This window comes from Geitlerinema sp. PCC 7407, assembly GCF_000317045.1.
Classification (GTDB): domain Bacteria; phylum Cyanobacteriota; class Cyanobacteriia; order PCC-7407; family PCC-7407; genus PCC-7407.
In genome coordinates this window covers 4,544,633-4,570,782 of the sequence record NC_019703.1, presented here as the reverse complement: position 1 = coordinate 4,570,782, position 26,150 = coordinate 4,544,633, and the positions used below count along the sequence as shown (strand labels likewise).

The window sequence follows — 26,150 nt, the reverse complement described above, 5'->3', positions numbered from 1 at the left end:
TTCGGCACTGAGCAGGACCATAATAAGCTGTTAATAGGCCTGTCCTCACCCGGAATTTTGGCGGCGGGCTCCCCGAAAAACGGCGATCGCACCTGAAATCATGCGCATCCTCTTGGTTGATGACGAAGCGGCCATGGCAGACCCCCTGAGTCGCCAGCTCATGCGGGAAGGCTACGCGGTGGATGTGGCCTACGACGGCTCGACGGGCGGCGCTTTGGCGGCCCAGGGCCAGTATGATCTGCTGATTTTGGACTGGATGCTGCCCCAGCGATCGGGTATCGAGATTTGCCAAGAGCGGCGATCGCGCGGAGACACGACCCCGGTGCTCTTTCTCACGGCCAAGGACACCGTGGACGATCGCGTCGAGGGCCTAGACGCCGGGGCCGATGACTATCTGGTCAAGCCCTTTGAGCTGCGAGAGCTGCTGGCGCGGGTGCGGGCGCTGCTGCGACGCCCAGCGACCCTGGAGTCCCCGACCCCCAGCCAGCGCCTGACCCTCGAAGATCTCGTGCTCGATCGCGACAACCAAGTGGCCTACCGCCAGGGCCGCACCATCGAGCTATCTGAAAAAGAAGAAAAGCTCTTGGCGTACTTTATGCAGCACGGGGGGCAGCTGCTCACCCACGAGCAGATCCACGGCTATCTGTGGGGCGACACCAACCGCCCCAGCAGCAACGTGCTGGCGGCCCAGGTGCGTCTCCTGCGCCGCAAGATCGAAGCCCCTGGCGAGAAGGTGCTGATCCACACCATCTACGGCAAGGGCTATCGCTTTGGGGAGGCCTAGGCCAGATCAAAGAGCAGAAACTCGGCGCTGTGGTCAGGCCCAGTGGCGATCGCCACTTTTTCTTCTTGGCTGATGGCGGCCCCGTCCCCCGCCTCCATCGGCTGACCATTCACCGTCACCTGGCCCCGCGCCACCTGGACCCAGGCGTGGCGACCGGGCTGCAAGACGTGCACCACTTCGCTGGCGGGCTCTAGCACCGCTGCGTAGAGATCCACCGACTGATGCACCGTCACCGAGCCGTCGCGGCCGTCGCGAGAGGCCACGAGCTTGAGGTCGCTGGGCGTCTCGACCAGAGAAAAGGCCTTCTGCTCGTAGCTCGGCGGCAGATTCTGGGTCTCGGGCAAGAGCCAGATTTGCAGCAGGTGCACCTGCTCGGAGTCCGAAGCGTTGAACTCGCTGTGCTGGATCCCGGTGCCCGCCGTCATGCGCTGCACCTCTCCCGGCACGATCTGGGCACCATTGCCGAGGCTGTCCTTGTGAGCCAGCGCCCCTTCGAGGACGTAGGTGATGATCTCCATGTCCCGGTGGCCGTGGGTGCCGAAGCCCTGGCCCGGCGCCACGTAGTCTTCGTTGATCACCCGCAGCGCCCGAAAGCCCATGTGCTGTGGGTCATAATAGTTGGCAAAGGAGAAGGTGTAGTTTGTGTTGAGCCAGCCATAGTTGGCGTGACCGCGTTCGTGAGCTTTGCGCAGGGTCAACATAGAAGCCTCCGGTCCAAAACGTGGATGGGTGCAGGGCGATCGCCCTCAGAATAAACGAAAATCAGGTCCTAAAGCTTGGTGTGGCTGCCATCACAAAAAGCGCCATTTTGGCTCTGCTTGCAGTTGCAGAAAGCCACGGTTTTGGCCTCCTCGATTTCCACCTTGATCGGCGTGAAATCACTGCCTTTGTGAGCGCCATTGCAGAACGGCTGATTGCTGGAAAGCCCGCAGCTGCAATAGTAGTAGGTTCCAGGCTCGACTTTTAGAACAGCGGGCTTGGTGTCGGCGATATTGGCGTTGGACATGATAATTTGATGATGAAATCGCGGGAGTTTTGAAGCGTGAAATCAATTTTTTTGTATTTGATTCTCGCTTTGTTCTTGCTGATTTCAATTCTAAGAAAAACGTCAGTTCTTGAGAAGTATGCACTTTTTAGTAAGGTAGTTTCCAAAAAGTAACTATCCCCCGATTGAGAGCTTCACAAGTTTTTGAATTGACTAGATTATTAATCAGTAACGGCTGCAAATTACGACGCCATCGCCATGCATTCTCCCGATTCTCCGTCCATGCTGGATTTGTCGGCTGAGGGCCACACGCTCTTGAGCTGCGCGGTCGAAACCACCCTCGATATTTTGGGCGGGCGCTGGAAAGTGTTGATTATTCGGGAGCTGCTGACCGGCGTGAGGCGCTTTAACGAACTCCAGCGATCGCTCCCCGGCATCACCCAAAAAATGCTGACCCAGCAGCTGCGAGAGATGGAAGCTGACGGCATCATCCACCGCGAAATCTATCCCCAGGTGCCGCCCAAGGTCGAATATTCCCTGACGCCCCTGGGAGAAACCCTGCGGCCCCTGCTGCAAGCGATGCATGACTGGGGCGTCACCTACGCTCAGCTCAAGCGCCTCGACAGCGAAACTCAGGACTCGGTTGGGTGAGCCATTATCTGAGCAAAAAAAATCCCCAGTCCGGGTGGGCTGGGGAAATTAATCAGGGTGCATCTACCACTTCTTTTTTCTGGAGAGGCCCAGGAGATCCGGAGAGTTTTGGGGCGATCGCCTCCAAAAAATCGCCAAAAACCGGTAACTTTTCCTCACCAAAATCAGTCTGATCGGGTAGAACCCCAGTGGGAAACACAGTCAGAGGCTGCGAGTAGCGTCCTGCGGTGGGCGATCGCGTTTTGCTCAGTCTCGATGGGTCCTCCGCGAAACGCTCAGCCAGTTGGCAGCCTACAATCGTCTCAAAAGGGCCGTGCAAGGGGCGATCGCCAGCGCTTGCGACCCTTGCCTTCGGAGCGATCGCAAAACCACGCTAGGGGGAGTAACGTTTTGGGACCTCAGCAGGAGTGCGCTAACGCCGTGATTCAGGAATTTCATATTTCTGTCACCCCCATTGGTGGGGACGAATATCTCGTGCGCACGGAGCAGGTCGCTCCGGGGGTGCCCCTGGCTGAGGAGCAGGTTGTGTGGCCCGTGGAGCAGTGGCTACGGCTGGCGGGGCGGCTGATGGATGAGCCCATCGCCGGGGTCTTGCAGGGTAGCACAGAGCCCGCGTCGCCGGATCTGGTGCAGCTGGGGCAGCAGCTCTACAACGCCCTGTTCCAGGGCACCATTCGCGATAGCTGGGTGACCGCCCAGGGCGTGGCCCAGCACCGTCAGGCCGTCCTGCGTCTGCGCCTAGGCCTCGGCCCCAAGGACAGCCGGGTGTGGGCGGTGCCCTGGGAGGTCCTCTACGCTGGCAATCGCCCTCTGGCGACGGGGATGGATGTGGTGTTTTCGCGCTACCGGGCCATCTACGCCGGGCGGCCCCCGGCCCAGGTGCAGCAAAACTGGGCGCCCGATTCAGACCGGCCTTTGCAGATTTTGATGGCGATCGCCACCCCCGCCGATCAGGTCGGGCTGGCCCTCAAGCAAGAAGCATTGCAGCTCCAGGCTGAGCTGCAAGCGCTCCAGGAAGACGCCGAAACCAGCGGCCCCGAGATCGAGCTGACGATCCTCGAGCAGCCCGGCCGCGAGCAGCTCACCCAGGCCCTGGAGCAGGGCCGCTACCAGGTCCTGCACTACGCCGGTCACAGCGAATTTAGTCTCTCCGGCGGGCACCTCTACCTGGTCAACGGCCGCACCGGCCTCACCGAAACCCTCAGCGGTGACGACCTGGCGGGCCTGCTGGCCAACAACGGCATTCGCATGGCCGTGTTCAACTCCTGTCGTGGCGCCCACAGCCCTCTGGCCGCGATCGATCAGGCCATGAGCCGCAACCTGGCCGATGTCCTGGTGCAGCGGGGCGTCCCGGCGGTGCTGGCCATGGCAGAGCGCATTCCCGATGAGGTGGCGCTGACCCTGACCCGCCTGTTTTATCGCAATCTCAAGCAGCGCTACGCCATCGACCTGAGCCTCAGCCGGGCGCGGCAGGGCCTCATTTCTGCCTATGGCTCCAAGCAGCTCTACTGGGCACTGCCCATTCTGTATTTGCAGCCCGAGTTTGATGGGCGTCTCCTGCCAGCGCCTCCGGACAGTGAGGGCGAAGGGCTAGCCGACGTGGCCAATGCGCCTTGGCTGCCCTGGACGGGGATTTTGCCGGTGGAGGAGGGCGACGCGGTCATCGATCCGGGCGAAATCGACTGGGCGAGCGATCGCCTGGAGGGGGCCGAGCTGCTCAATGGGGCGATCGCCGTGGAAGACGCTGAGCCGGAAACGGAGCAGGCCGCAGAACCCCAAGCGGATCAAGCCCCCGGGCGATCGCCCTCGAGCAGCTTGCCCTGGGAGGCAGAGGCCCCGGAGCGGCCAGGGGCAGACAACGATGAAATCTACGGCCCCGAAGACTACGACGCCGAGGACTACAACCCCGAAGACTACGGCGACTTCGATGAAGAGGATTTGGGTGAATTCGTTGACGATCTTGGAGAATACGAGGATTTCGGCGGCTTTTCGGGAGATGTAGAGGGCTGGGACCAGAACGAAGCGGATTACGAGAATGATGCCAGCGTGGTTGCGGACCTGTTTCGCCAGATCACCACGTCCGAGCCGCCCGCCGAAGCGCCTAGTTCTGCGCCACCAGCGCCCGAGCCGGTGCCTGTAGCAGTGGCGGCCGCGCCCGCCGAGCCAGCGCCTGCCTTGCCAGTCGTTCCTGTGCCCCCTGAGAAAACGACCCCGAAGCCGTCACTGTTGGCCTCCAGCCGATCGCGCTTGGCAGTGCTGATCGCCATGGGAAGTATCGTCGGCCTAGGGGCGATCGCCGCTGTGGGGCTGTGGGTGCGCGATGTCCGCCTGAGCCGCGATCTGGGTGAGCTGCCGCCCGGTATCGAAGCCCGCACAGACCAGGCTTCGACGAGCAGTGTTGCCCCCGAGGATCTGGCCCAGGCCGAGACCGCCACGGTCACGGCGATCGCCATCGAAAGCTTCTCCCAGCCCAATCTCGATCGCGGCAACGCCGCCGTGGCGGCCCTCCTCGACCGGGGAGCCCTTGCCCAGGCCAAGGCTGCCCTAGCCACCGTCCCCAATCAAACCTTGGATGACCCCGGCGTGAGCTTCTTGCGGGGGCGTCTCGCGTGGCAGTCTCTCCAGTCTGGCGACAAAACCTTCAGCATCGACGACGCGCGCCGCTACTGGGAAACCGCCGCCAAAGCCGACGCTGAGAACCCCCTCTACCAAAACGCCCTGGGCTTTGCCTACTACCTCGAAGGCAACCTCAATCGGGCCAATGATGTGTGGCTGGCCACCCTTGCCGTAGATGAGTCTGCGCCCGCTGGGGCCGCCGGAGACAAGGCGGCGACCCTCTCCCCCGCCACCCTCAACGCCTACGCCGGTCTCGCCCTCACCCTGGCCAAGGCCGCCCAAAATGAGTCCCCCGACCAGCAGGCCAATTTGCGCAGCAAGGCCGCCAAGCTGTATCAGATGGTGATGTTGGAGGACCCGGTGCGCTTCCAGCCGGACGCTCTGGCCAAGGACTGGCTCTGGACGGAAACCATGATTCGCGAGTGGCAGGCGATCGCCCAGCTCAAGGACTAACCCGAGCGATCGGCGAAATGACTGGAGCACCCCCAAAGCGTTCTGGTGCTGACGCTCTGGGGTGCATGGGGCATGGGTTCTAGAGAGTCCCTACTGGGCCGCAGCCGATCGCGCTCTCGGGCGAATCGGCGGACTGTTGGCCATGGAGACCGCCATGCGCAGCAGGTTTTGGCGCTCGCTGGCTAGGAAGCTGGCCGTGTAGATCATGCTGTCTTGCTTCCACATCAGGGACGAAAAGGGCGATGGCTGATCGCCTCCGCCTTCGAGCAGATAGCCTTTGATGTTGCCGCTCAGGGTCAAAGGGGCAGCAGCGGCCACGTGGCGGCGGTAGGCTGCCTCGGCGTCGGGGTCTCCCTGACGATCCGCAGAGAAGCTGCCAACCAGACAGGGCATGGGGCCGCTGGTACAGGTAAACAGTCCCACGGTCAGATCTGGCGGGGCCTGAGAGCTGAGGATCCGCACGGTCATTTCCTCCGGGGCAAAGCTGGCCGGGCCGCCCAGCAGCACTTCGGCGGGCAGCCGCATGACAAACCCTGCGGGCAACCCTTCCTGAATCTGGGCCATGTAAGGGCTAAAGAAGCCATCAGGCGCCGCGATCGCCCCGCGAGCTGCCCCCATCACCAGAGGCAAAGCTAGCAATGCGGACCAAGCACTGTGCCATCGCATCGACATAACACCCCAGTCTCATCTCAAATAGCGAGCACACCCTAGCAAATCTGCTCAAAAAGCGATCGCGAACGACACAAAGAAACACGCGAACCTAGGGCTTGAGAACTACGGAAACCGCTAGAAAACCTGCAATGCCTAGCCTTGAGAGCGACGCCTCATCATGCACGGCGATCGCGCTCTAGATCAAAAATTACTTTCTCGCAGCACCAGTCGGGCGATCGCTCAGGGTATTTCAAGATCGCCAAAGTCAGCAGCCGATCCGCCGTTGCCTCATCCTTGGTCAAGTTTACAAGCTGTCGATAAAGCGCCCGTTTTACCGGCACCCTTTGGCCTGTTTTCGGCACGCGGGTTTTGGTTTTTTTCGACTGTTGACGCTGCAGGAGTTCCTGAGGCGAATTCGGAACTTTTGATCGCGCCTTGGGAATCACTTTTGGCATCGGTGGCGGCGGCGGTGGCGAGGCCGCGCTGTAGCGATGGTGCGTGACGGGCTTTCGAGCAGGGGTTTGGACGGGCACAGTGCGGGCAGACCGCGGAGCGGGCGATCGCGCAAGCGGTCGACTGCTGTAGTTCACCGTGGTCCTGCGAACAGTATAGGAATCATCCGAAAATTCTGTCTCTGGGGATTTACTTCCTTTCCCTAGAAGTTCTTGAATAAAAAAATAGATAAACAATAATACTGGAACTATGACATATAGGCTTGCAATGATTCCGCATGCCCAAATAACAACTTGTAATGTGCCAATAATTAAATCGGGCATAATTTTTTAAAAGTTTGAAGAAAGTCTAGAGCTTTTGACTGATAACAATAGTTTTGTAATTTTCTCGATCTAGTTTTAGCTCTGATTTCTTGATTAAAAAAATCAGTCTAAGATTTAATAAATTAGCTGACCAAAATTAATACAATCAGATTGTAGCCGCTCCATATAAGCATCAAAATAGCAACGGTATCCATGAAGCTGGTTCTGATTAGAGGTTTTTGAGTTGATTTTCTGAGTTTCTTGCCAGCATTCATCTGATCATGAATGCCACGAGAAACTAGATAAATCAAGCTGGTAAGGGCTACCAAAAATAATCCAATTGTCATTGTTTTCTCTACCTTCTTAAAAACTGTTTTTCTGGCCACGCCTATCTACCCCCTAACATGTTGCTTGGGATGTAATAGGTAAACAAGGCTTAAACCAGTGTTCCCTGATTTTTGGTTGCGGAACGAGAAAATGTCAGATTTAGTCAGAAGCTAGAGAAATTTGGGCGATCGCCCCTTTTCGGCGCTCCTTAGCCAGTGAGGCAACCTTTTGGGCAAGGGATTCCTCTAAAATTGCAGGGCAGCGTACATCGACGAACTTTAATGCCCAGCAACTTGGACTCTATTACCCGTTCCTTCGCCATCCTTGCCCCCGTTCCCTTGGCCCACCTAAAGTCTGCTCAAGCGGAGCAGCTTGACCCTGTTGCCTTCGGGAGTCGGGTCTACGACACCTTTTTTGAAGCTGAGCAACTGCGGGCCGGGAAGCGAGTCCAGGTGTATCTGTACGCGTCCTGGCTGCCCGGAGATGACCCAGAGGAGCACATCACGCCGCCCTCGGTCACCTGGCAAGGCTTGTACGTCCGCTGTTTGGATCCCGCAAAACCCCGCGATCGCCGCGAAATCCCGTCCCTGCGGCCCCCATCCACCGAGAACGAGCGCGGCTGGGGTGTGTACTGGGTGCTCGAAGGCCTCACGCGCCTGAGCAGCCCGCTGGCGATCGCCTCTTTCCGGGGCCTCAAGCAGCGATCGCCCTACCGCGAGACCTTCGTGCCCGAAGAGCCGCTCCTCATCGAGTATCCTCGCCGCACGAGCCCCCTTTCTGCTCGTTAAAAGGCGGGCGATCGCGGCACTCGCCCCATCGTCTTGAAATAGCCAAAAGCCCTGAGACGTTTATTCTCAGGGCTTTTGCAGTGCTCATGCTTGGAAAGCGGGTGGCGGGAATCGAACCCGCATCATCAGCTTGGAAGGCTGAGGTTTTACCACTAAACTACACCCGCACAGACACAGAAACGACAGGCGTTTTTGCGCCGACTCCGACTAGATTAGCATACCTGGGGCAAATGCACGACCTCTCGGCTAGGAGCGATCGACCACCACCTCGACGTAGGCCTCGCTCCAGGGACTAGTGGCGGCTGAGCGAAATTCCCAGTTGCCGATGATGCAGGCGGCAAATTGGTCATAGGCATCGTTGCCGCTGGGGGTGGCGATGCGGGTGTACTCGGTGAGGACGCGGCCGCTCTGGTTGTCGACGGTGACGATCATCCCCACCGGCTGACCCTGGCCGAACATGCCGACGACTTGGGGCGTGAGGGCGCAGGTCCCGGCAGACGGATCGAGCGTGAAGATCTGCTGGCGGCCGGCCACGGGCTCCGGCAGCTCGGTCGGGACGTCTCGCTGGACCCCACCAGGGCCGCTGGGGACTTGGCTGATCGTCGTCAGCGTGGCCGAGATCTGCGCGGGAGCGATTTCTTCTTCTACGTCGACTTCTGGCTGGGATTCGGGTGGGGCCTGGGCGACGTCGCCCGGATCGATCACCTCGCCCGGATCGGGCAGGCGGGTGTCCGAAGTGGCAGGTCCCAAATCAGGCTCAGGCGCCGGTGGTTCTTCGGGCTGGGTGGGCTCGGGCTCAGGCGCTTCTGCGCTTTCGGGAGGCGTCTCGCTGCTGGCCTCTCCCGGAGTCTCAGCGTCTGCGGGCGTTTCTGTTTCTGTCGAGGTTTCCCCACTGCTAGGCAGATCTCCTTCCCCATCGCTAGGCGTGGGAGCGTCAGCGGGTGGGGCTTCGGGGGAATTGGTGGGGCTGGGGGGGTCGGGCGTTGGGGGTGGAGTTGGCGAGGGGGTAGGGCTTGGAGACGGCGTCGGTGTGGGGGCTGGGGCCGGTGCCTCCGATCGGGGAGGGGGGGTTGGTGTCGGGGCGGGTGTGGGAGGCGATGGACGCTGGGCTGGCGCTTGGGCGATCGCCCCCTGCCGGTCAGACGGAAGGGCGATCTCTTCTCCCTCGTCGCCCAGGAGGGGCTGGGGGGCTGCTGTGTCTGCGGGGGCGGTCTGGGGCGGTGGGGCAGCGCTGGAAATGTCTGGGTTCGGAGCGGCGGCTGGCGGTGCAGCGGTCACTGGTTCACCGGCCTCAGGCGTCACCTCCAGCAGCTCGATGGCCATGGGTGTCTCTGGCAGGGCGGCTGAGCGACTGCGCATCTCCAGCGAATAAAACCGCATCGCCACCAGCGCCACCAAGTGCAGCACCACGGAGCCTGCTACCACGACAGGCCACAACTGCGGCGGATCTTGATGACGGCGATCGCCCAACATCAGAGCAGCCTGCGGGGACGAGGCTGAGGACGGCGTTTCTATCACCTACAACTCCCAAACGCCCAAAAAATTCTGCTGGGCTTTTTCGATCTTAGCTAGTTCAGCCAGAAGCCTCATGTCCATAATCTCTGATTTGGCTTGAGACGAAGGCGCGTTCATGGCGGGACGGTCGGTGAACTATGTTTGACGCGAGAGCCTACCAGCCCCGTCATGAACCCCCTCTTTCGCCTCAAATCAGAAAATCATACTCTCCAGCTCAATGGACGTATGCTGAAAAATCTCACCTAGTAAAATGTTGAAGTGAGAACTGCTTACCAGTACCGATTGCGCCCAGCATCTAGTCAAGTCGCCTTGATGAGCGAATGGCTGGAATTGCTGCGCAGACAGTACAACTACCGTCTCGGTGAGCGGTTCTCTTGGCATGAACAAAATCGCTGTGACATCAATGCCTGTCCCTTAATTTGTCATCTGCCAGAACTGCGAGAAAATCCTGACTTCTACTCCCAGAAACGAGACCTGGTCAACTCCAAGACTTTATTCCCGGAGTACCAGCAGATTCATTCTCAAGTCCTACAAGACTGCATTGGCCGGGTGAAGAAGACCTTTGACCGCTGGCTCAAAGGAGACTGTAGCGGCAAGCGAAGCGGTAAACCTCGATTCAAAAGCGCTGGACGCTACCGCTCATTTACTTTCCCGCAGATCAAACAGGACTGCATCCAGGGCAAGCAGATCAACCTGCCCAAGATGGGCTGGGTGAAACTGATTCAGCATCGACCCTTACCGGAAGGGTTCAAGATCAAGACCGCTACCGTCAGCTACAAAGTCGATGGCTGGTATGTGACCCTGAGTCTTGAGGACGCATCGGTTCCCATCCTCACGCCTGACGCTCCAAGTCTTGAGAACACGACTGGGATTGATATGGGCTTGAAATCTTTCTTGGTAGACGACTCAGGACAGGAAGAACCTATTCCCCAGCACTACCGCAAAGCCGAAAGGCGCCTGAAGCGGTTGCAGCGTTCACTGTCTCGAAAGAAGAAAGACTCCAATCGCCGAAAGAGGGCGATTAAACGAGTTGCCAAGGCGCACCTAAAAGTCTCAAATCAGCGCAAGGACTTTCACCACAAGGTCGCAAACAAGCTTTTATTCCAAAGGAAGCATGTCGCTCACGAAAAGCTGAACATTCGAGGTATTGCGAGAACGCGACTCGCAAAATCGACCCATGATGCTGGCTGGGGCCAGTTTCTGCAAATTCTGGCAATCAAGGCTGAAAGAGCCGGGTTGCTAACGATTGCGGTGAATCCCAGCGGCACGTCTCAGAGCTGCTCTGGTTGCGGGGTCAAGGTGCCAAAAACACTTCAGGACAGGATTCATACCTGTCCTGAGTGCGGGCTGACGATGGACCGTGACCACAATGCAGCGATCAACATCAAGTATTTGGCGGTAGGGCATTCCGTCAATAAAGCTCAGAAAACGCCCGATGGGTTACCAGGGGTCACTGAGAAGCCTACACCGGATACGTCAGTATCGGTGTAGGAGTATGTCACCTGACGCGACAAAAGCCTCACGCTGTCCCCGAAGCGTCGGTGCCGCAATGAATTCAGCTTGGGATGAATTGCTTGTGTCGTCACGCCTGACCCTCCCGAAGGCGGTGCTAGGAAAATGCTCCCCAAGGCAGTAGTCTGAACCATGGGGCGATCGCCCGCCAAACGGAGCAATCTCCCGGTTGAGTGTTTGCCAAACCCATGCCTGATTTGCCACCTTTGACCTCAGAAACGCTCTGGGCAATTCTGAACGATCAGCTCGACGATGACACCACCAATCGCCTGGTATGGGATGCCCTCGGGTATCGCTACGACCCCGCCACTGAGGCCTGGGACACCAGCGCTGTGGCCCCAGAGTGGCGCGAGACCTATCCCACGCCGCCTGACTTTATTGAGAGCCGCCCAGCAACCGTCAAGCTGACCCGCTCGATCCCCGCCGAAAACAAGCAGCTCCTCAAGGAAACGCTGGGCTTTGGCGGCTACAAGGTCAATGAGCTGGTCCCACGCCTCACCCGGCGGGCCACGATGACCAACTGGCTCCTGAGCCATCTACAAGTTCAGGGGCAGCTAGAAACGCTCTAGGCCAGCCTTTGGCGTCTTTGGGCGGCTGCACGACGTCAGTTTGCTGTTTTTGATACAACCCGGGGAGTGCTTTGCGGTGTCTGAGATGCTGACTGATTTCTTTCCCTTCTTGCTCGCGATCGACAAAACGGCGATCGCAGGCAGCACGCTGTGGGCCTTGGCGCTCTACCTTGGATTCTCCCCTGTGGGCACCTGGATCACTGAGCAAATCAACCGCTGGCTCAACTTCGCCGAGCGATCGCTCTACACCTCTGCCGAGGCCTTCGAGAAAGAGCGACAGACCAGCGAAAACCAAAACGCCTTCTACGCCTCTATCCTCAGCATCCTGCCGTTTTTAGTCACCGGCATCGCCTGCCACTACGGCCTAGAGTGGAGCCTAGGCCGCAGCTGGTCCATCAGCACCGGCATCCTGGCCGTCGTCGGCTGCGGCATCTTCGAGCTCGGCCGCCGCAACAGTACCCTGTGACTCGCTGCTGCTGCGAGGGACGGCTGTCGCGCTGCCTCTGGGGCTGCGAAATCTCGGACGCCAAGCCGTAGGGCAGATATCTCCTGAGCGCAAAGGCGCAGCTACTACAGAGCATCGCCCTGTACGTTAACATGGTGTTACATAAGCGCCGCTGGCTTTGCCCCCAAGCAACGCATAGCGGATGTTGAGCTGAACGCTGACGAAAGTCTGAAGTCTTCTGACGTCTTAAGCACTCAATCTTAAGAAATAGGAACCAACCCCTAGGGGACATTCAGCTCTGTGTACTAATGGAGGAAGACCATAGGATAGCTATCCTGTGGTGGGCTGGCGCAAACCGCCTGATCTTCCGCAGATTTAGTGTGAATCAGTGGCAAACACGGTTAAGACCCATGAGTGATATTCACGATCAGATTCAAAAAGAGCGCGAGCAAGCCCGGATGGCTTGCGATTCTAGCGGTGCGAACTCCGAAGAGTGCGCTGCAGCTTGGGACGCGGTTGAAGAACTTCAGGCTGAGGCGGCTCACCAGCGCGATGTCAAGCCTAAGAACTCTCTAGAGCAGTACTGCGACGCTAACCCGGAAGCCGCAGAGTGCCGCGTTTACGACGACTAGTTTTTCCGATTTTTCTCAACGACCCAAAATCGCAGTCGATAACGGCTGCTTTGCCCAGAAGCAACCCTTCCCATTGAGGCGATAGTGTTGCTTCTTTTTTTGGCGCAAATTTGGCAAATCCTGAGATGATAGGTACGACGTTCGGGGCACTGCGCCTGCGAAGCGTTTCTCCTAGAGATTTTTCAGGATTTTCTGGGACGCTCAGGAAGGCGATCGCGCCGTTTCACGCCCATTGACTTTCAGTCACTGCTGCTATTGACCGCTATGGAATTTGAGCTTTTTCGATCGCTGGTTTGGACCGATTACAGACTTGCTGTGCTCTTGACGGTGATCTTGCCGCTGATCGGGCTAATCTGGGCCTTTGTGAAAAACTCGGAGGCCATTCTGCGGGTGCTCATCATCTATTGGCGGGTGGCGAGTTTACTGGGCATTACGGTGTACCTGCTGATCGGGGCGTTTCCCATTGGGTATCTGACCGGGGTGGCCGCGCGGGTGCTGATCCCGCTGTCTCTCTGGTTCTGGGTGGATCTCAATGAGGAGATCGACGATCAGCCCATGAATTCCTTCAAGCTCTCGTTCTTGTCGTGGCGCTGGGCGATAACGGTGTACAACGGGCTGGGGCTGCTGCTGGCGATTCCTTCGCTCAAGTGCGCGGTGAGTCCTCAGGCCACCATTTTGGCGGATCCGTTTTGCCGGGTGTGGCTGGATGCGCCCTGGGGATTCCGGGCGTTTTTCCACGCGAATACGAAGCCAGGCTTTTTGGGCTTTCTGGGCATTATGGGCCTGGTGATTTATGTGCTGTACCTGGGCTATTTTGTGTTTTTCCGGCTGTCGCGCCAGGGGCGATCGGCAACGGAGCAGTAGCGATCGCCCGTTTCTGGAGCCGCGAGTATGAGCGCTTCTATCAATCGCCGCCTCGAGCAATACACGATCAAGCGCCCCCAGGAAGTGCTGGTGGTGGCTGCGCAGGTCGAGGGCGAGAGCGACCAGGTGATGATTTTTCGGGGGTTTTCCAGTTCGCTGGTGCGTCCGACGGCCTTTGATCCCGATGTGCCGGTGCTGCCGGACGAGGCAGTGATTGTCCAGATTGATCGGGTGGAGGGTCCCTACGATCCCCAGCAGCCGCGGTACATCGCCCAGGGACTGTCGTGGCCTGAGATGGCGGCGCTGCTGGACGAAGTGGGAGTCTAGCGACGCTGGGCAGCGGCCAAAAGTTGGTGAAAAGTTGGGGATGAGCGTCTAGGATTTGTCCGGATTGGGCGAGGGGCGGGCTGCCTATTAGAAGCAGTTCCTGAGTGGAAGGGCGATCGCCAGTTTTTGGACTGGACGAAGGCGCCATTCGACGGAAGAGGGAACTGGAGAAAGGTGATATTCTCCACAGTGAATGTGAGTGTGTGGAGTGGAAAAGTTTATGGTTTCATCGTCTACGCGCCCCCAGAGCGCGGGCGCTGCTGAAGCTTTATTGGGGCGATCGCCCGAGCCCGCCAAGCGCCTCCATACCCACGCGGGCTGGGGACCGCTCCCAAATCTGCCGCGATCGCCGCTGTTTGGCACCGATGGTATTCGGGGCAAGGCTGGCGACTTGCTAACAGCTCCCCTCGCGCTTCATGTGGGGCTGTGCGCCGGTCAAGTGCTGCGATCGCAAACGAGTAATCCTGGCCCGGTCATCGTCGGCCAAGATTCCCGCAACTCCAGCAGCATGCTGGCAATGGCCCTCTCGGCGGGCCTGACGGCCGCTGGCCTCGAGGTGTGGGATCTGGGCCTGTGTCCGACCCCAGCCGTGGCTTACCTAGCCAGCATTTCCCAGGCGACCGGCGGCGTCATGATTTCCGCTAGCCACAATCCGCCCGAGGACAACGGCATCAAGTTTTTTGGCGGGGAGGGCACCAAGCTCTCGCAGATCCTCCAGCAGGAAATCGAGGCGGCGGTCCGGGGCAACCTGGAGGTCCTGCTGCCCACCCAGACAGTCTGGGGCCAGCAGCACTACCGACCGGAGCTGGTGCAGCGCTATGCCGAATTCCTCCAGACGCCGCTGGCCGCCGCAGGGGGCCTGAGCGGCCTGCGCGTGGTGCTGGATCTGGCCTGGGGCGCAGCGGCCAATTTGGCGCCCGAGGTGTTTAAGGCCATGGGAGCGGAAGTGATTTGCCTCCACGCCCAGCCAGACGGCGATCGCATCAATGTCCACTGCGGCTCCACCCACCTGGCCAGCCTCCAGGCCGCCGTGCTGGAGCACCGGGCAGATGTGGGCTTTGCCTTTGACGGCGACGCCGATCGCGTTTTGGCCGTGGACTCCGCCGGGCAGCCGGTCGACGGGGACTACATTCTCTATCTGTGGGGTCAGCGCCTGCGGGCCAACCAGCAGCTCCACGGCGACGTCCTCGTGGCCACCGTGATGTCCAATCTGGGCTTCGAGCGCGCCTGGACCGGCCACGGCGGCAAGTTTGTGCGGGCGTCCGTGGGCGATCAGTACGTTCACGCCGAGATGATGCGCCACAATGCCGTTTTGGGCGGGGAGCAGTCGGGTCACATCATTTGCCGCCACTACGGCATCAGCGGCGATGGCCTGATGACGGCCCTGCACGTGGCGCTCTTGGTGCGTCAGTCGGGGCTGTCGCTGGCGGAGCTGGTGGCCAATAGCTTCCAGACCTATCCCCAGCTGCTGCGCAATGTGCGGGTAGAAGACCGCGATCGCCGCCTGAACTGGCAAGACTGCGCTCCGGTGCAGCAGGCCATTGAGGCCGCCGAGGCCGCCATGGGCGATCAGGGCCGCATCCTCGTGCGCGCCTCGGGCACCGAACCGGTGATCCGGGTGATGGTCGAGGCCGTCAGCGCTGAGATGACCGCTCACTGGACCGAAACTCTGGTCCAGACGGTCTCCCAGCACCTGGCTGACTAGGCGTTTGCGTTTTCGATTTCGGTGAGAGTTTGAGCTATGGGCCTCCCGCTGGAGCGCGATCGCGCCCTCGGGGGGCCTTTTCATCGGGGCTTTAGGCTCTCTTTTAGTCCTATTAAGGCTCGGTGAAGTCCCGCATCAACTTCACCGAGCCCTGAAAGCCGGTGGCACAATGGGGGAACTCTGGCCTTGAGTCTCGCCTCACCGGTTGTAGCCCCCGCGACGCCCCGCCCAAACCTCAAGGGCGATCGCCCATCGAGATGCGCCATGCCCAAACCCAAAGCCAAAGCCAAAACCAGCGGCTCTAAAAGCGCCAAAGCCACCAAGGGGCGCAAAGGCCGCTCCAAAAACGCGACCCCGGCCCCCGACGAGCCCGTCCTCAGCAAAAAAGAGCAAAGCATTATCAAGCGCCGGGCGGCCCTCGAGCGCAAAAAGCTGATCAACTTCACGATCTTTGCGGCCCTCGGTTCCTGCACCGTCGGTATCGGCCTCGGCGCCCTCCAGGGCGACCCCAAAATCGGCATTGGCGTCACTTTGGCCCTGCTGGTTCTCTCTTTATCCTTCAAGTATCCGCGGCAGGCCCTGTGGGCATTTTTGATTTACATGCCCTTCAGCGGCACCGTCGTCTACGCCCTCGGCGGCAACGCCCTGCTGCAGCTCGCCAAAGACGCTTTCTACATTCCGGCGCTGATTGGCATCGTCCAAACCTGTCGGCGCGATCGCCTGCCCATCCTGATTCCCAAGCAGATCATCGCGCCTTTGAGCATCCTCTTTGCTCTGTCGCTGATGACGCTGATGTTTGTGAATGGCTCCCAGGCCATGGAAGCCGCCAGCGGCGCTATCTTCACTGACGAAGGCAAGCCCGAAAAGCCGATTTTGCTGGGGATCTTGGGCCTGAAGGTCCTGATTGGCTACGTTCCCCTGATCACCTGCACGTTCTACTTGCTGCGCACCAAAAAAGAGTTTCTATTTCTGATGCGCTCCATTGCCATCTTGGTGATCATCTGCTGCGCCCTGTGCCTGATGCAGTACATCTTCCTGAAAACGGGTCGCTGCAAGGGCACCGTGGGCACCGGCTCGGAGCTGTTCAAGGCGTCTCTGGAGGCGCGATGTCTGGTGGGCGGGTCGCTGCTCTACACCCCGGAGCAAAACCAGATCCGGCTGCCGGGCACCTTTGTGGCGCCTTGGCAGTGGGGCTGGTTTCTGATTTCCAGCGCTTTCTTCACCTTCGGCACCGCCTTCAGCGACCCCAAGTTTGGCTGGCGCACGGTGGGTCTAGTGTCGATGGCTTCGGTGTCGGTGGCGGCGGTGATCTCCGGTCAGCGGATCGCCCTGGTGCTGGTGCCGATTATTTTCGGCGTGCTGGCGATCTTGACGGGGCAGGTGACGAACCTGAAGCGGTTTATTCCCATCGGGGTGGGTTTGGGGGGCATTTTGGGGGTGGCTGCCGCCCAGAATCCGGCGATCGTCCAAGAACGGATCGACAGCTTCGTGAGCCGCTGGAACGCGTCGCCTCCCTACAATTTTATTTACTGGCAATTTATTGATGTTTACCGGATGCAGGAGGGCATTCTAGGGAATGGTCTGGGGCGGGCGACCAATTCGGCGCGCACCTTCGGCAAGACGATTTTGCTGGAGACCTACTATCCCAAGATGCTGCACGAAATTGGGCCGCTGGGGGTGTTTGCGTTTTTGGCGCTGGTGACGACGCTCCTGGTGGTGACCTTCAAGGCCTATCGCTCGGTGAAGGACAAGAACTTCCGCAGCTATGGGGGCTGTCTGTGGGTGTTTTTGCTGTTTATCAGCTACAACACCTACTACTATCCGCTGGACGTGGATCCGGTGGCGGTCTACTACTGGCTGATGGCGGGGGCGATCTTGAAGCTGCCGGAGCTCGATCGCCAGGAGGCGCTGAATGCGATCGCCTCTGAAACGGACCTGCCGCCCCCCAAACGGCGATCGCGCCGCGTAAAAGCCGCGTAAAAGCCGCGTAAAAGCAATTGAGATCCTGCGAAGCAAATCCATAGCGAACCAACCCTGAAGGAGCCCCACACCGTGATTTGGCCCAAAATCTCCGTTGTTGTCCCCACCTATGGCCGCGAGGAGCCCCTGTGCGACTCTCTGCGGGACATCCTGGCCCAGGACTACCCCAGCTTCGAGGTGATCGTGGTGGACCAGACGGCCCACCATCAGCCGGAGACGATGGCCTACCTGACGGAGCTGGCCAATGATGGCTTGATCCAGTGGCATCGGCTGCCGTGGGCGAGCCTGCCGGGGGCGCGCAACTACGCGATCCGGCGGGCCACCGGAGATGTGCTGCTGTTTCTCGATGATGATGTGCTGCTGCCAGCGGGGTTCCTGGAGGCCCACGCCCGCAACTACCGCGATCGCCCGGAGGTGGGGGCGGTGGCGGGACGGGTGTTTGACCGCATGAAGCTGGCGGATGCCCAGCCCGGCCTGACCATCGAGGATCTGCCGCCCCAGGCCATGGATCCCGGGATCGCCTGGTATTACATTGACCTGGTGCACACGGTCAAAGCCCAGCAGGTGCTGACGGCCCGGGGCTGCAATATGTCCTTTCGGCGGGAGCTGCTAGAGCGCCACGGCCTGCGCTTTGACGAGCGCTTTCGGGGGAGCGCGGTGCGGGAGGAGTCGGATTTTTGCCTGCACATTCGCGGGACGGGCTACATCGTCTGGTACGACCCGGAGGCCCACTTGGTGCACCTGGGGGAGGAGACGGGGGGCTGCCACGACATCAGCACGCGATCGCTCCAGTACCAGATCACCTTCTATCACAACCATTTTTGGCTCGGCCTCAAAAATCTCACGGCTCTCCAGGCGCTGCGGCTGTTTGGGCGGTTGTTTGACTGCCACGTGCTGGGCCGCCCGCCCTGCCACAAGAGCGGCTCCCCGATCAAGATCCTGACGCGGGGCTGCTTTTATGGGCTGGGTTTCTTGAGCGCGCTGAAAACGGCGGTGCGATCGCTGTGGGACGATGGCCAGCTCTATTCGCGGCGGGACGCGCTGCGGGAGATGCAGCCGACTGATCCCGCTGATCGCTCTAGCCCCACCGCTTCTGTGTAGCCCTTTGATCTTGGTGTTTGTCCATGCGGATTCTTGTTGCCAGCCACACCTACATCGTTGACCTGAACTGCGAAAAGCTGCGATCGCTGGCGGCCCTGGACCCGCGCAACGAGGTGACCATCGTGGTTCCGCGGCGCTGGCGGCCGGGCGGCGTCCAGAACAAAATCATCGAGCCGGTGGCCCGCCAGGAGGGCAACTTTCGGGTGGTGCCAGTGGCAAACTTCAGCGAGAACAATCAGGGGCTGCTGTGCTTTGGCTGGGATCTGGTGACGCTGCTGCGAGAGTTTCGGCCAGACATTATTCAGGTGGAGCAGGGGTCTAAGGCGATCGCCTACAGCCAGTTCATCACCCTCAACCGCTTGCTGGGCCTGAAGGCCAAAAACCTGTTTTTCACCTGGTGGAACCTGCCCTACGACCTGAAGTTTCCGGTGTCGCTGCTGGAGCGCTACAACCTGGGCCACACCGATGGCGTGGTGGTGGGCAACCAGGACGGGGCGGACATTTTGCGCGATCGCGGCTACCAGGGGCCGATGCGGGTCATGCCCCAATTGGGCGTCGATGAGCAGCTCTTTCGGCCCCAGCCCCAGCCGGAGCTGGCGGCCAGCCTGGGCATCGACCCAGGCGAGTTTGTGGTGGGCTACGTGGGGCGCTTTGTCCCCGAAAAGGGTCTGGGGACGCTGATCCAGGCGCTGGCTGGCCTGGGCGATCGCCCGTGGAAGCTGCTGCTCCTGGGTCGCGGCCCCCTCAAAGAAACCTTGGCGGCCAGCGCCGAGGCGGCGGGCATCGGCGATCGCATTCGCTGGATCGAGAGCGTGCCCCACGACGACGTTCCCCGCTACATCAACCTGATGAGCACCCTGGTCCTGCCCTCGGAGACCACCTACCAGTTCAAGACCCTCACGGCGGCGGGCTGGAAGGAGCAGTTTGGCCACGTGCTGATCGAGGCGATGGCCTGCCAGGTGCCGGTCATTGGCTCCGATTCGGGAGAAATTCCCCACGTGATCGGCGATCGCGGCCTGACTTTCCCGGAGGGAGACGGGGCGGCCCTGGGCCAGTGCCTCGCCAAGCTGATGGACAGCCGGGAGTACGCCCAATCCCTCGGCCAGCAAGGCTATCAGCGCTGCCTGACGCACTACACCAACCGCGCTCTGGCCCAAGAGCTGCTGGCCTTTTATCAGGAGCTGGCCCCATGACTTCGCCGCTGCGCATCGTCCACATCGTGCCGTCGATCTCCCTGGTCTACGGCGGCCCCAGCCAGATGGTGCGGGGACTGGCCGCCGCCCAGGCCGCTGCGGGGGCGGAGGTGACCATCCTCACGACCAACGCCAACGGCGATCGCGGCCAAGCCCCTTTGGATGTGCCCCTCAATCAGCCCATTCCCGAGGCGGGCTACCACGTGCGCTATTTCCGCTGTGCTCCCTTTCGCCGCTACAAGTTTTCGCTGGATTTGCTGACCTGGCTGGCCGCCCACGCCCAGGACTTTGACATTGCCCACATTCACGCCCTGTTTTCGCCCATCAGCACCGCTGCGGCCACGGTGGCGCGATCGCGGCGGCTGCCCTACCTGCTGCGGCCCCTGGGCACCCTCGACCCCGCTGACCTGCGCAAAAAACGCTGGCTCAAGCAGATCTACGGTCGCCTGCTGGAGCGGCCCAACTTGGCCGGGGCCGCAGCGGTGCACTTCACGAGCGACCAGGAGGCCAAGATCTCCGAGCGCTTTGGGGCGCAAACGCGCGACTGGGTGATCCCGTTGGGGGTGAGCTTGCCGGATCCGGAGACCGCGCCCAGCCCGGAGGCGATGCGGGCAAAGTATGGCCTGCCGAGCGATCGCCCGTTGGTCCTGTTTATGTCCCGCCTTGACCCCAAGAAAGGCCTAGAGCTGCTGATTCCGGCCCTAGAGGCGATCGCCGCCGAGGGGCTGCCTTTTCACTGGGTGGTGGCTGGCTCCAATCCCCAAGACCCCGCCTACGAAGCCCAGATTCGCGCGCAGATCCAGCAGTCGGCGATCGCCCCCCACACGACCCTCACCGGCTTTGTCACCGGCCCCGACAAGCTGGGCCTTTTGCGGGCTGCCGATCTTTTTGTGCTGCCGTCCTACTACGAAAACTTCGGCATTGCCGTCGCCGAGGCCATGGCCATGGGAATTCCGGTGGTGATTTCTGACCAGGTGCACATCTGGCCCGCCGTCCAGCAGGCCGGAGCGGGCTGGATCACCCCCTGCACGGTGCCAGATCTGATCGCGAACCTCAAAAGCGCCCTAGATCCCGCCGCCAACCGGGCTGAGCGGGGCCGCCAGGGGCAACTCTACGCCCAAAAAATCTATAGCTGGAGCGCGATCGCCCGCCAAACTCTCGACGCCTACCGCACCCTGCTTCAGAAGGGCTGAGCGTGGTGAAACCAGTCCACAAACCCATAGCAGCTCAGCAGCAGCAGCACCGTCGCTGATACCTGGGCCACCGAGGCATTCGGAGACGGGGCGATCGCCTCTCGCACCAGGCACGACACCGCCGCCCCCATGGCAAAGCTAAAGCTCAAGACAAAATAGGGCCACTCTCGCACCAGTCCCAGCAGCGCCAGGGACAACAGCACCATGGCCATCACCAGCATAATCAGCTCGACGCAGTGGGGCGGATTTTGCTGGACCGCCATGCTAAAGCTGCGCCACCAACCTTGGAAGGACCTCATATCCAAGTTTTTAGAACCATCGCGACGGGTCAATAGGGGCGCGATCGCCGTCCCGCCCCTGCCTTCTAGGGTACTCACTTCCCCCGGTGCAAGTCTCTACCCAGTGGCACTGATCGAGCCCCCGACCCTGATCGACTAGCTTTACCCAGGCTAGCTAGGGGTCGCTGCCAGATCCGGCGTCTCCTCAGCAGGCAGCCCCTTCACTTGGCGGTAGAGCTTGAGATACTCCTGGGCCGACTTGTCCCAGCTAAAGTCCATCCGCATGCCGCGCTGCTGGAGCCTCTGCCACTCATCCTTGAACCGGAAGGCCTCGCTGGCTCGCACCATGCAGCTAAACAGATCCAGCGGCTCATAGCGATCGAAGCAGTAGCCGTTGCCTGCCTGCTGGGTGGGGTTATTGTGGAACACCGTGTCCACCAGGCCGCCGGTCCGCCGCACAATGGGCACGCAGCCGTAGCGCAGCGCCATCATTTGGCTAATGCCGCAAGGCTCAAAGCGAGACGGCATCAAGAAAGCATCTGATCCCGCGTAGATTCGCCGCGCCAAAACATCGTTGTAGAGCAGATAGGAGGCCATGCGCCCCGGATAGCGGGACGCTAGCTGCCACATCTGGGTTTCGTAGTAGCGATCGCCCGTTCCCAGCAGCACGAACTGCGCGTCGTTGTAGGCCATGAAGCGATCGAGCACCTGGAGCACCAGGTCAATGCCCTTCTGCTCCACCAGACGCGTCACAATGCCCACCAGGAACGTCTTGGAGTTGACCTCCAGGCCCATCTCTTCCTGGAGGGCGATCTTGTTGGCGACTCGCTTTTCGAGGGTGTCCGCCGTGAAGGTCTGCCGCAGGTGGGGATCGTTGGCCGGATCGTACACGTGGGTGTCGATGCCGTTGAGAATGCCGCTCAGCTTGCCGCTGATGAAGGACAGCAGTCCCTCAAGCTCCTCCCCATAGGCCGCTGTCTTGATCTGCTCCGCGTAGGTGGGAGAGACCGTATTCACCAAGTCCGCGTACTGCACCGCCGCCGCCATGGTGTTGTGGCCCTGCATGTACCACGGACACCAGGTCATCTGCTCGAGCTTCCAGCGCCACGGCCCCTGGTAGGCCAGGTTGTGAATGGTGAAAATGGTGGCAATGTCGGGCGTCTGGTGCATCCACACCGGGATCATGCCGGTGTGCCAGTCGTGGCAGTGTATGATGTCGGGCTTCCAATAGTTCCAGGCAAACTCAGCCGCCCCGTTAGCAAAGAAGGTGAAGCGCCAGTCTTCGTCGGTGCCGCCGTAGATGCGCCGGGGATCGAAGGCAGGGTGACCAAACAGGTAGAGCGGAACGTCGCTGCCGGGCAACACCGTTTCGTAAACGGCAAAGTCCTGGAACATGGCGTAGCCCCACCATACCGGCTCTTCAGGAATGTCGATTTTGTCGGACAAGAAGCCGTAGTACGGAATGAACACTCGAACATCATGGCCCAGGCTGCGCAGCACTTTCGGAAGCGCGCCGACGACATCTCCCATGCCGCCGACTTTCGCGATCGGGGCGGCTTCGGCTGCAACGAATAAGATCCGCATGTTAATTAGCTGTCTTCCCTGCGAGTGTTATGAAGTTTGGACGGTGCTGGAGCCCTGATGGGCGGGTTGAGCGACAGTCTGAGTTGCTGGCCTGCGTCAGGAGCGGCGGGCAAAAGCGGGAAAGCCATGGCGCACTCTCCCAAATTTGGCGATCGCCCTCGGGATCACAGGCACTGCCTAGATAGGCTATGGCGATCATACCGAGTTGCCTTGGCGTATTTTGCAGAACGACCGACAATTTGGCGATCGCAGCCACCCCAAGACGAGCCCGTCAGCGACTCGATATCCTAGATGGGGGTACAGATCGTTTCTGAATTTTCCCCAATCACGCTGAACGACGCTGAGGATGGCGAGAAGCTGTGGACTCTGAGGACTGGTTGGACTCTATCGTGGCTGAGATCGGCGCTCTGATTGTTGAAGATGAGCGCCTCAAGGACGAAGTCACCGCGCTGCGAACCGAGGTGGAGAAGCTCAAAGCGCGATCGCTCTCGACCGAAGAAAGTATGGATAGCCTCAAAGCCGATGCCTTTCGGCTGCGGGCAACCCTGGCTTATCTGCGGGCCGGGACTGCCCAGGCCCGGGCCGATCGCGCCCAGATTCAGGCCGACGAAGTGCAGCAAAAGGCCGACGCCGTGCAGCAGGTTGCCAGTCAAGAGCTGGCCCCTTCCAGGCAGTCGGTGGCCGATCAGCTGCAGGAGCAAGCCAACGAAGCCCAGGCCCGTGCTGACGAAGCCCAGGCCCGCGCCGATGCAGCCCGCGATCGCCTGCTGAATGCCGAAGATCGCGTCGAAGAAGTGATCGACGATCCCCTCGTGCCGCCGAACGCAGACCCCAAACCCTCAGAGCCTCCGGCCTAATCTCTGGCTGAGGGAACTGGCGATCGCCCTCAATCTCCGTCACCCTGAAGGGGTACCCCACCACAGGAGAGAGGAGCGCATGGGTTTGGGCATGTTAGTTGACGGTCGCTGGGTCAAGGAGCGCGAGCAGGAAGACCCGCAGGGCCGATTTTTGCGGCCTTCGACCACCTTTCGGCAGCGCATCACCGCCGATGGATCCAGCGGCTTCCCGGCCGAGGGCGATCGCTACCACCTCTACATTTCCCTCGCCTGCCCCTGGGCTCACCGCACCTTGTTGATGCGCCAGATCAAGGGCCTCGAAGACGCGATTTCCCTCTCGGTGGTCGATCCCGAGATGCTAGACGAAGGCTGGGTCTTCTCGGAGGGGCCGGGCTGCATCCCTGACACCGTGAACGGGAGCCAGTACCTGCGAGAGGTCTACCTCAAGGCCGATCCGCAGTTCACGGGGCGGGTGACCGTGCCCATCCTCTGGGACAAGCAAACCGGCACCATCGTCAACAACGAATCGCGGGAAATCATTCGGATGCTCGATCGTGAATTTGGGGCGATCGCCCGTCACGCCATCGACCTTTGTCCGCCCGAGCTAGAAGCTGTCATCGACCAAACCATCGACGCCATCTATCAGCCGATCAACAACGGCGTCTATCGGGCTGGCTTCGCCACCCAGCAGGCCGCCTACGAAGAGGCCGTCACGGAGCTGTTTGACGCCCTCGACCACTGGGACGCCGTCCTGCAAAACCAGCGCTACCTGTGCGGCGACGTCCTCACCGAGGCGGACCTGTGCCTGTTCACCACGCTGGTGCGCTTCGACCCGGTGTACCACGGCCATTTCAAGTGCAATCTGCGCCGGATCGCCGACTATCCCAACCTGGGCAACTACCTCAAGGATCTCTACCAGCGGCCCGCCATTGGCGAAACCTGCAACCTCGATCACATCAAGCGCCACTACTACCGCAGCCACCCCAAGGTGAACCCGACCCAGATCGTGCCCAAAGGCCCCATTTTGGATTGGGACAGCCCCCACGATCGCGATCGCTTTTAGCGAGGGCGCCGCGCCGGTTGCCTAGACGCTGTCCTGGGGCCGCAGCAGCAGGGCCGCAACCAAGCTCGGAGTGCCGCCGATCAGGCCGATGGCGAGCCACTGAGGCAGGCTGCGGCCTTTGCGGTGGGCAACGGCGGCGGCGACGAGGCCGATCGCACAGTGGGCGATCGCCAGGGTCGCGATCGTCGCGGGCTCCGGATGTAGTAAACGGGCGATCGCCGCTTCAGCAGAAAAATTCACCACAGCGCAACTCTCAAAGATCGCCCCGAATTTAACATTCTTGGGGCAGATCTACCCAGTCTCTCGGGTGCTGCCCTGTCTCTACCAGGAGACCTATGGCGCTTTCGATCCTCCGAATCTCGGCAGAGACGCGCTCTTGAAAATGACAGATTTCTCGCTGCGGTTGACCTTCGAAAGAATTTCTTAATTGATCATATTTTCCTCGCAAATCTTCCTTGAGGATCGTGACTCTTTTGCGAGGAGTTTTTACACTAAAGAATCATCTATTTTTTGTAGCTTTTCAGTTTAGATTTTTTAAATTAAATAAACCTGAAAATTAGTTTTAAATTTATTCTTGATGCTTTATCGTCAATCTTCAGGGATTTACCTGATTTTGCAGCCATGACAAAAAGGTAAAAACATGGTGTCTATTCTGCATAAGCTATCTTGATCAAAACCGATGTTTCGTCCATGTCAACACCAAATGAGTATTCTTGCCCATTGAGCTAGAAATCTTAAGGCCGTATAAAGGTTACAAATTATTGATGCTCAAGTTGACGATCGCGGCTTCTTGTTAAGCTCAAATCAATATCGAATCTGAGCTTTTGCGATCGCTTTTGTGAACCTTTGAAAACTTAGTCGTCCTGTCTTACGCCGTCTCGTTCAGCCCCTCCTATGGCAAATCGTTATCCTTGCAAAATCGCCTACGACCTCATCGAACAGTGGTGCCAGACCAATGGCTGGACAGATATCTTTTTTGAGCACTATCGCTACTGGGCGTTTCCGCCCCACGCGGTGATGCCGCTGCCTGTCCCCATTCAGTCTTCTGCTGACCTGCGGCCCCGAGAGCTGAGCCCGCTGGCGCGCCGCCTCAATGCGCTGGCCATTTTCGTCGCTTTGGCTGCGATTCCCCTGAGCTATTTTTCGCAGTCGCCCATGCCCTTGGTGTTTGCCTTTTTGGCCGGGGCGATCGCCGTTGGCCTCCAGGAAGAAGAAGATCCCTGCGAAGTCCACCTCTAGATTTGGCTACCCTCTCACGAGAAAAGCACCCCAAAACTGGGGTGCTTTTGTTTTGTGCATAAACCACTCAACTTGAGCGGCGCTCAAGCCCCTTCGGGGCGCAG

28 protein-coding genes and 1 tRNA gene are annotated in these 26,150 nt (G+C 60.0%); 19 read left to right on the top strand and 10 right to left on the bottom strand.

Going from position 1 to position 26,150, the window contains the following annotated elements; all coding sequences use genetic code 11:
• Positions 1-100: 100 nt before the first annotated feature.
• On the top strand, positions 101-784 hold the full coding sequence (rppA, locus tag GEI7407_RS18695; protein ID WP_015173782.1) for a two-component system response regulator RppA: 684 nt from the start codon (positions 101-103) through the stop codon (positions 782-784).
• Here rppA and GEI7407_RS18690 read toward each other — a convergent pair.
• Together GEI7407_RS18690 and GEI7407_RS18685 are read right to left on the bottom strand one after the other, a co-directional pair.
• Positions 781-1,485 (bottom strand): pirin family protein, encoded by a 705-nt coding sequence (locus GEI7407_RS18690; RefSeq protein WP_015173781.1) that lies wholly within the window; start codon positions 1,483-1,485, stop codon positions 781-783. The genes rppA and GEI7407_RS18690 overlap by 4 nt on opposite strands.
• Positions 1,486-1,553: 68 nt before the next feature.
• The gene (locus GEI7407_RS18685; RefSeq protein WP_015173780.1) at positions 1,554-1,790 is read right to left on the bottom strand and encodes a CDGSH iron-sulfur domain-containing protein; all 237 of its coding nucleotides are present in this window, start codon (positions 1,788-1,790) and stop codon (positions 1,554-1,556) included.
• A gap of 237 nt (positions 1,791-2,027) precedes the next feature.
• Here GEI7407_RS18685 and GEI7407_RS18680 point away from each other — a divergent pair, with 237 nt between their 5' ends.
• The gene (locus GEI7407_RS18680; protein ID WP_015173779.1) at positions 2,028-2,420 is read left to right on the top strand and encodes a helix-turn-helix domain-containing protein; all 393 of its coding nucleotides are present in this window, start codon (positions 2,028-2,030) and stop codon (positions 2,418-2,420) included.
• Between the two features lie 420 nt (positions 2,421-2,840).
• On the top strand, positions 2,841-5,489 hold the full coding sequence (locus GEI7407_RS21520; RefSeq protein WP_015173778.1) for a CHAT domain-containing protein: 2,649 nt from the start codon (positions 2,841-2,843) through the stop codon (positions 5,487-5,489).
• Positions 5,490-5,579: 90 nt separating this feature from the next.
• Here the strand turns inward: GEI7407_RS21520 and GEI7407_RS18670 are convergent, their stop codons facing one another.
• The 3 genes from GEI7407_RS18670 to GEI7407_RS21515 all read right to left on the bottom strand — a co-directional run bounded on the left by GEI7407_RS18670 (position 5,580) and on the right by GEI7407_RS21515 (position 7,242).
• Positions 5,580-6,128: a hypothetical protein gene (locus GEI7407_RS18670; protein WP_150109824.1), complete on the bottom strand. Its 549-nt coding sequence runs from the start codon at positions 6,126-6,128 to the stop codon at positions 5,580-5,582.
• A 188-nt stretch (positions 6,129-6,316) separates the two neighbouring features.
• A complete protein-coding gene (locus GEI7407_RS21215) occupies positions 6,317-6,916 on the bottom strand; it encodes a hypothetical protein (RefSeq protein ID WP_015173776.1) in 600 nt (199 codons plus the stop codon).
• A gap of 122 nt (positions 6,917-7,038) precedes the next feature.
• Entirely contained in the window at positions 7,039-7,242 is a 204-nt protein-coding gene (locus GEI7407_RS21515; protein ID WP_015173775.1) for a hypothetical protein, read from the bottom strand.
• 261 nt (positions 7,243-7,503) lie between these two features.
• Here GEI7407_RS21515 and GEI7407_RS18660 point away from each other — a divergent pair, with 261 nt between their 5' ends.
• A complete protein-coding gene (locus tag GEI7407_RS18660) occupies positions 7,504-8,010 on the top strand; it encodes a hypothetical protein (protein WP_015173774.1) in 507 nt (168 codons plus the stop codon).
• Positions 8,011-8,106: 96 nt separating this feature from the next.
• Here GEI7407_RS18660 and GEI7407_RS18655 read toward each other — a convergent pair.
• Positions 8,107-8,177, bottom strand: a tRNA-Gly gene (locus GEI7407_RS18655).
• 79 nt (positions 8,178-8,256) lie between these two features.
• On the bottom strand, positions 8,257-9,528 hold the full coding sequence (locus tag GEI7407_RS21510; protein ID WP_190274159.1) for a hypothetical protein: 1,272 nt from the start codon (positions 9,526-9,528) through the stop codon (positions 8,257-8,259).
• Between the two features lie 255 nt (positions 9,529-9,783).
• Here GEI7407_RS21510 and GEI7407_RS18645 point away from each other — a divergent pair, with 255 nt between their 5' ends.
• The 12 genes from GEI7407_RS18645 (at position 9,784) to hpsP (ending at position 21,046) form a co-directional block, all read left to right on the top strand.
• The gene (locus GEI7407_RS18645) at positions 9,784-11,016 is read left to right on the top strand and encodes an RNA-guided endonuclease TnpB family protein (protein ID WP_015173772.1); all 1,233 of its coding nucleotides are present in this window, start codon (positions 9,784-9,786) and stop codon (positions 11,014-11,016) included.
• Positions 11,017-11,225: 209 nt separating this feature from the next.
• On the top strand, positions 11,226-11,606 hold the full coding sequence (locus GEI7407_RS18640; protein ID WP_015173771.1) for a DUF1823 family protein: 381 nt from the start codon (positions 11,226-11,228) through the stop codon (positions 11,604-11,606).
• A gap of 85 nt (positions 11,607-11,691) precedes the next feature.
• Positions 11,692-12,072: a hypothetical protein gene (locus tag GEI7407_RS18635; RefSeq protein WP_015173770.1), complete on the top strand. Its 381-nt coding sequence runs from the start codon at positions 11,692-11,694 to the stop codon at positions 12,070-12,072.
• 389 nt (positions 12,073-12,461) lie between these two features.
• Positions 12,462-12,683: a Calvin cycle protein CP12 gene (locus GEI7407_RS18630; RefSeq protein ID WP_041269253.1), complete on the top strand. Its 222-nt coding sequence runs from the start codon at positions 12,462-12,464 to the stop codon at positions 12,681-12,683.
• A 264-nt stretch (positions 12,684-12,947) separates the two neighbouring features.
• Positions 12,948-13,547 (top strand): DUF3177 family protein, encoded by a 600-nt coding sequence (locus GEI7407_RS18625; protein WP_015173768.1) that lies wholly within the window; start codon positions 12,948-12,950, stop codon positions 13,545-13,547.
• 27 nt (positions 13,548-13,574) lie between these two features.
• Positions 13,575-13,874: a hypothetical protein gene (locus GEI7407_RS18620; RefSeq protein ID WP_015173767.1), complete on the top strand. Its 300-nt coding sequence runs from the start codon at positions 13,575-13,577 to the stop codon at positions 13,872-13,874.
• A 220-nt stretch (positions 13,875-14,094) separates the two neighbouring features.
• Positions 14,095-15,579, top strand: coding sequence for a phosphoglucosamine mutase (gene glmM / locus GEI7407_RS18615; protein WP_015173766.1), 1,485 nt, complete (start codon positions 14,095-14,097; stop codon positions 15,577-15,579).
• Positions 15,580-15,740: 161 nt separating this feature from the next.
• Positions 15,741-15,884, top strand: a complete 144-nt coding sequence (locus tag GEI7407_RS21505; RefSeq protein ID WP_190274158.1) for a hypothetical protein — start codon at positions 15,741-15,743, stop codon at positions 15,882-15,884.
• Positions 15,844-17,559, top strand: a complete 1,716-nt coding sequence (gene hpsL, locus GEI7407_RS18610; protein ID WP_015173765.1) for a hormogonium polysaccharide biosynthesis protein HpsL — start codon at positions 15,844-15,846, stop codon at positions 17,557-17,559. Before GEI7407_RS21505 ends, hpsL begins: the two co-directional genes overlap by 41 nt.
• A 72-nt stretch (positions 17,560-17,631) precedes the next feature.
• Positions 17,632-18,660, top strand: a complete 1,029-nt coding sequence (gene hpsN, locus GEI7407_RS18605; protein WP_015173764.1) for a hormogonium polysaccharide biosynthesis glycosyltransferase HpsN — start codon at positions 17,632-17,634, stop codon at positions 18,658-18,660.
• Positions 18,661-18,683: 23 nt separating this feature from the next.
• Entirely contained in the window at positions 18,684-19,853 is a 1,170-nt protein-coding gene (gene hpsO / locus GEI7407_RS18600) for a hormogonium polysaccharide biosynthesis glycosyltransferase HpsO (RefSeq protein WP_015173763.1), read from the top strand.
• A gap of 8 nt (positions 19,854-19,861) precedes the next feature.
• The gene (hpsP, locus tag GEI7407_RS18595) at positions 19,862-21,046 is read left to right on the top strand and encodes a hormogonium polysaccharide biosynthesis glycosyltransferase HpsP (RefSeq protein WP_041269252.1); all 1,185 of its coding nucleotides are present in this window, start codon (positions 19,862-19,864) and stop codon (positions 21,044-21,046) included.
• Here the strand turns inward: hpsP and GEI7407_RS18590 are convergent.
• Both GEI7407_RS18590 and glgA read right to left on the bottom strand, forming a co-directional pair.
• On the bottom strand, positions 21,034-21,345 hold the full coding sequence (locus GEI7407_RS18590; RefSeq protein ID WP_015173761.1) for a hypothetical protein: 312 nt from the start codon (positions 21,343-21,345) through the stop codon (positions 21,034-21,036). The genes hpsP and GEI7407_RS18590 overlap by 13 nt on opposite strands.
• 150 nt (positions 21,346-21,495) lie before the next feature.
• Positions 21,496-22,908 (bottom strand): glycogen synthase GlgA, encoded by a 1,413-nt coding sequence (gene glgA / locus GEI7407_RS18585; RefSeq protein WP_015173760.1) that lies wholly within the window; start codon positions 22,906-22,908, stop codon positions 21,496-21,498.
• 359 nt (positions 22,909-23,267) lie between these two features.
• On the opposite strand from glgA, the gene GEI7407_RS18580 reads away from it, so the two are divergent.
• Both GEI7407_RS18580 and GEI7407_RS18575 read left to right on the top strand, forming a co-directional pair.
• Positions 23,268-23,765 carry a hypothetical protein gene (locus GEI7407_RS18580; protein ID WP_041268527.1) on the top strand — a complete coding sequence of 166 codons (498 nt, stop codon included), beginning with the start codon at positions 23,268-23,270 and terminating at the stop codon, positions 23,763-23,765.
• Between the two features lie 79 nt (positions 23,766-23,844).
• Positions 23,845-24,807: a glutathione S-transferase family protein gene (locus GEI7407_RS18575; RefSeq protein ID WP_015173759.1), complete on the top strand. Its 963-nt coding sequence runs from the start codon at positions 23,845-23,847 to the stop codon at positions 24,805-24,807.
• Between the two features lie 21 nt (positions 24,808-24,828).
• On the opposite strand, the gene GEI7407_RS18570 is transcribed toward GEI7407_RS18575, so the two are convergent.
• Complete coding sequence (locus GEI7407_RS18570) at positions 24,829-25,050, bottom strand: hypothetical protein (protein ID WP_015173758.1); 222 nt, start codon at positions 25,048-25,050, stop codon at positions 24,829-24,831.
• Positions 25,051-25,701: 651 nt separating this feature from the next.
• Here GEI7407_RS18570 and GEI7407_RS18565 point away from each other — a divergent pair.
• Positions 25,702-26,046 carry a hypothetical protein gene (locus GEI7407_RS18565; RefSeq protein WP_015173757.1) on the top strand — a complete coding sequence of 115 codons (345 nt, stop codon included), beginning with the start codon at positions 25,702-25,704 and terminating at the stop codon, positions 26,044-26,046.
• Positions 26,047-26,150: the final 104 nt, after the last annotated feature.

Bases quoted from the DNA above. Each gene is read 5' to 3' on its own strand.
- GEI7407_RS21515 (WP_015173775.1), bottom strand. From the start codon at position 7,242: ATGACAATTGGATTATTTTTGGTAGCCCTTACCAGCTTGATTTATCTA.
- GEI7407_RS18680 (WP_015173779.1), top strand. From the start codon at position 2,028: ATGCATTCTCCCGATTCTCCGTCCATGCTGGATTTGTCGGCTGAGGGC.
- GEI7407_RS18635 (WP_015173770.1), top strand. From the start codon at position 11,692: ATGCTGACTGATTTCTTTCCCTTCTTGCTCGCGATCGACAAAACGGCG.
- GEI7407_RS18690 (WP_015173781.1), bottom strand. From the start codon at position 1,485: ATGTTGACCCTGCGCAAAGCTCACGAACGCGGTCACGCCAACTATGGC.
- GEI7407_RS18565 (WP_015173757.1), top strand. From the start codon at position 25,702: ATGGCAAATCGTTATCCTTGCAAAATCGCCTACGACCTCATCGAACAG.
- GEI7407_RS18625 (WP_015173768.1), top strand. From the start codon at position 12,948: ATGGAATTTGAGCTTTTTCGATCGCTGGTTTGGACCGATTACAGACTT.
- rppA (WP_015173782.1), top strand. From the start codon at position 101: ATGCGCATCCTCTTGGTTGATGACGAAGCGGCCATGGCAGACCCCCTG.
- glmM (WP_015173766.1), top strand. From the start codon at position 14,095: ATGGTTTCATCGTCTACGCGCCCCCAGAGCGCGGGCGCTGCTGAAGCT.
- GEI7407_RS18660 (WP_015173774.1), top strand. From the start codon at position 7,504: ATGCCCAGCAACTTGGACTCTATTACCCGTTCCTTCGCCATCCTTGCC.
- GEI7407_RS18575 (WP_015173759.1), top strand. From the start codon at position 23,845: ATGGGTTTGGGCATGTTAGTTGACGGTCGCTGGGTCAAGGAGCGCGAG.
- hpsO (WP_015173763.1), top strand. From the start codon at position 18,684: ATGCGGATTCTTGTTGCCAGCCACACCTACATCGTTGACCTGAACTGC.
- GEI7407_RS18685 (WP_015173780.1), bottom strand. From the start codon at position 1,790: ATGTCCAACGCCAATATCGCCGACACCAAGCCCGCTGTTCTAAAAGTC.
- GEI7407_RS18630 (WP_041269253.1), top strand. From the start codon at position 12,462: ATGAGTGATATTCACGATCAGATTCAAAAAGAGCGCGAGCAAGCCCGG.
- GEI7407_RS18620 (WP_015173767.1), top strand. From the start codon at position 13,575: ATGAGCGCTTCTATCAATCGCCGCCTCGAGCAATACACGATCAAGCGC.
- GEI7407_RS18640 (WP_015173771.1), top strand. From the start codon at position 11,226: ATGCCTGATTTGCCACCTTTGACCTCAGAAACGCTCTGGGCAATTCTG.
- glgA (WP_015173760.1), bottom strand. From the start codon at position 22,908: ATGCGGATCTTATTCGTTGCAGCCGAAGCCGCCCCGATCGCGAAAGTC.
- GEI7407_RS18590 (WP_015173761.1), bottom strand. From the start codon at position 21,345: ATGAGGTCCTTCCAAGGTTGGTGGCGCAGCTTTAGCATGGCGGTCCAG.
- GEI7407_RS21215 (WP_015173776.1), bottom strand. From the start codon at position 6,916: ATGCCCGATTTAATTATTGGCACATTACAAGTTGTTATTTGGGCATGC.
- hpsL (WP_015173765.1), top strand. From the start codon at position 15,844: ATGCCCAAACCCAAAGCCAAAGCCAAAACCAGCGGCTCTAAAAGCGCC.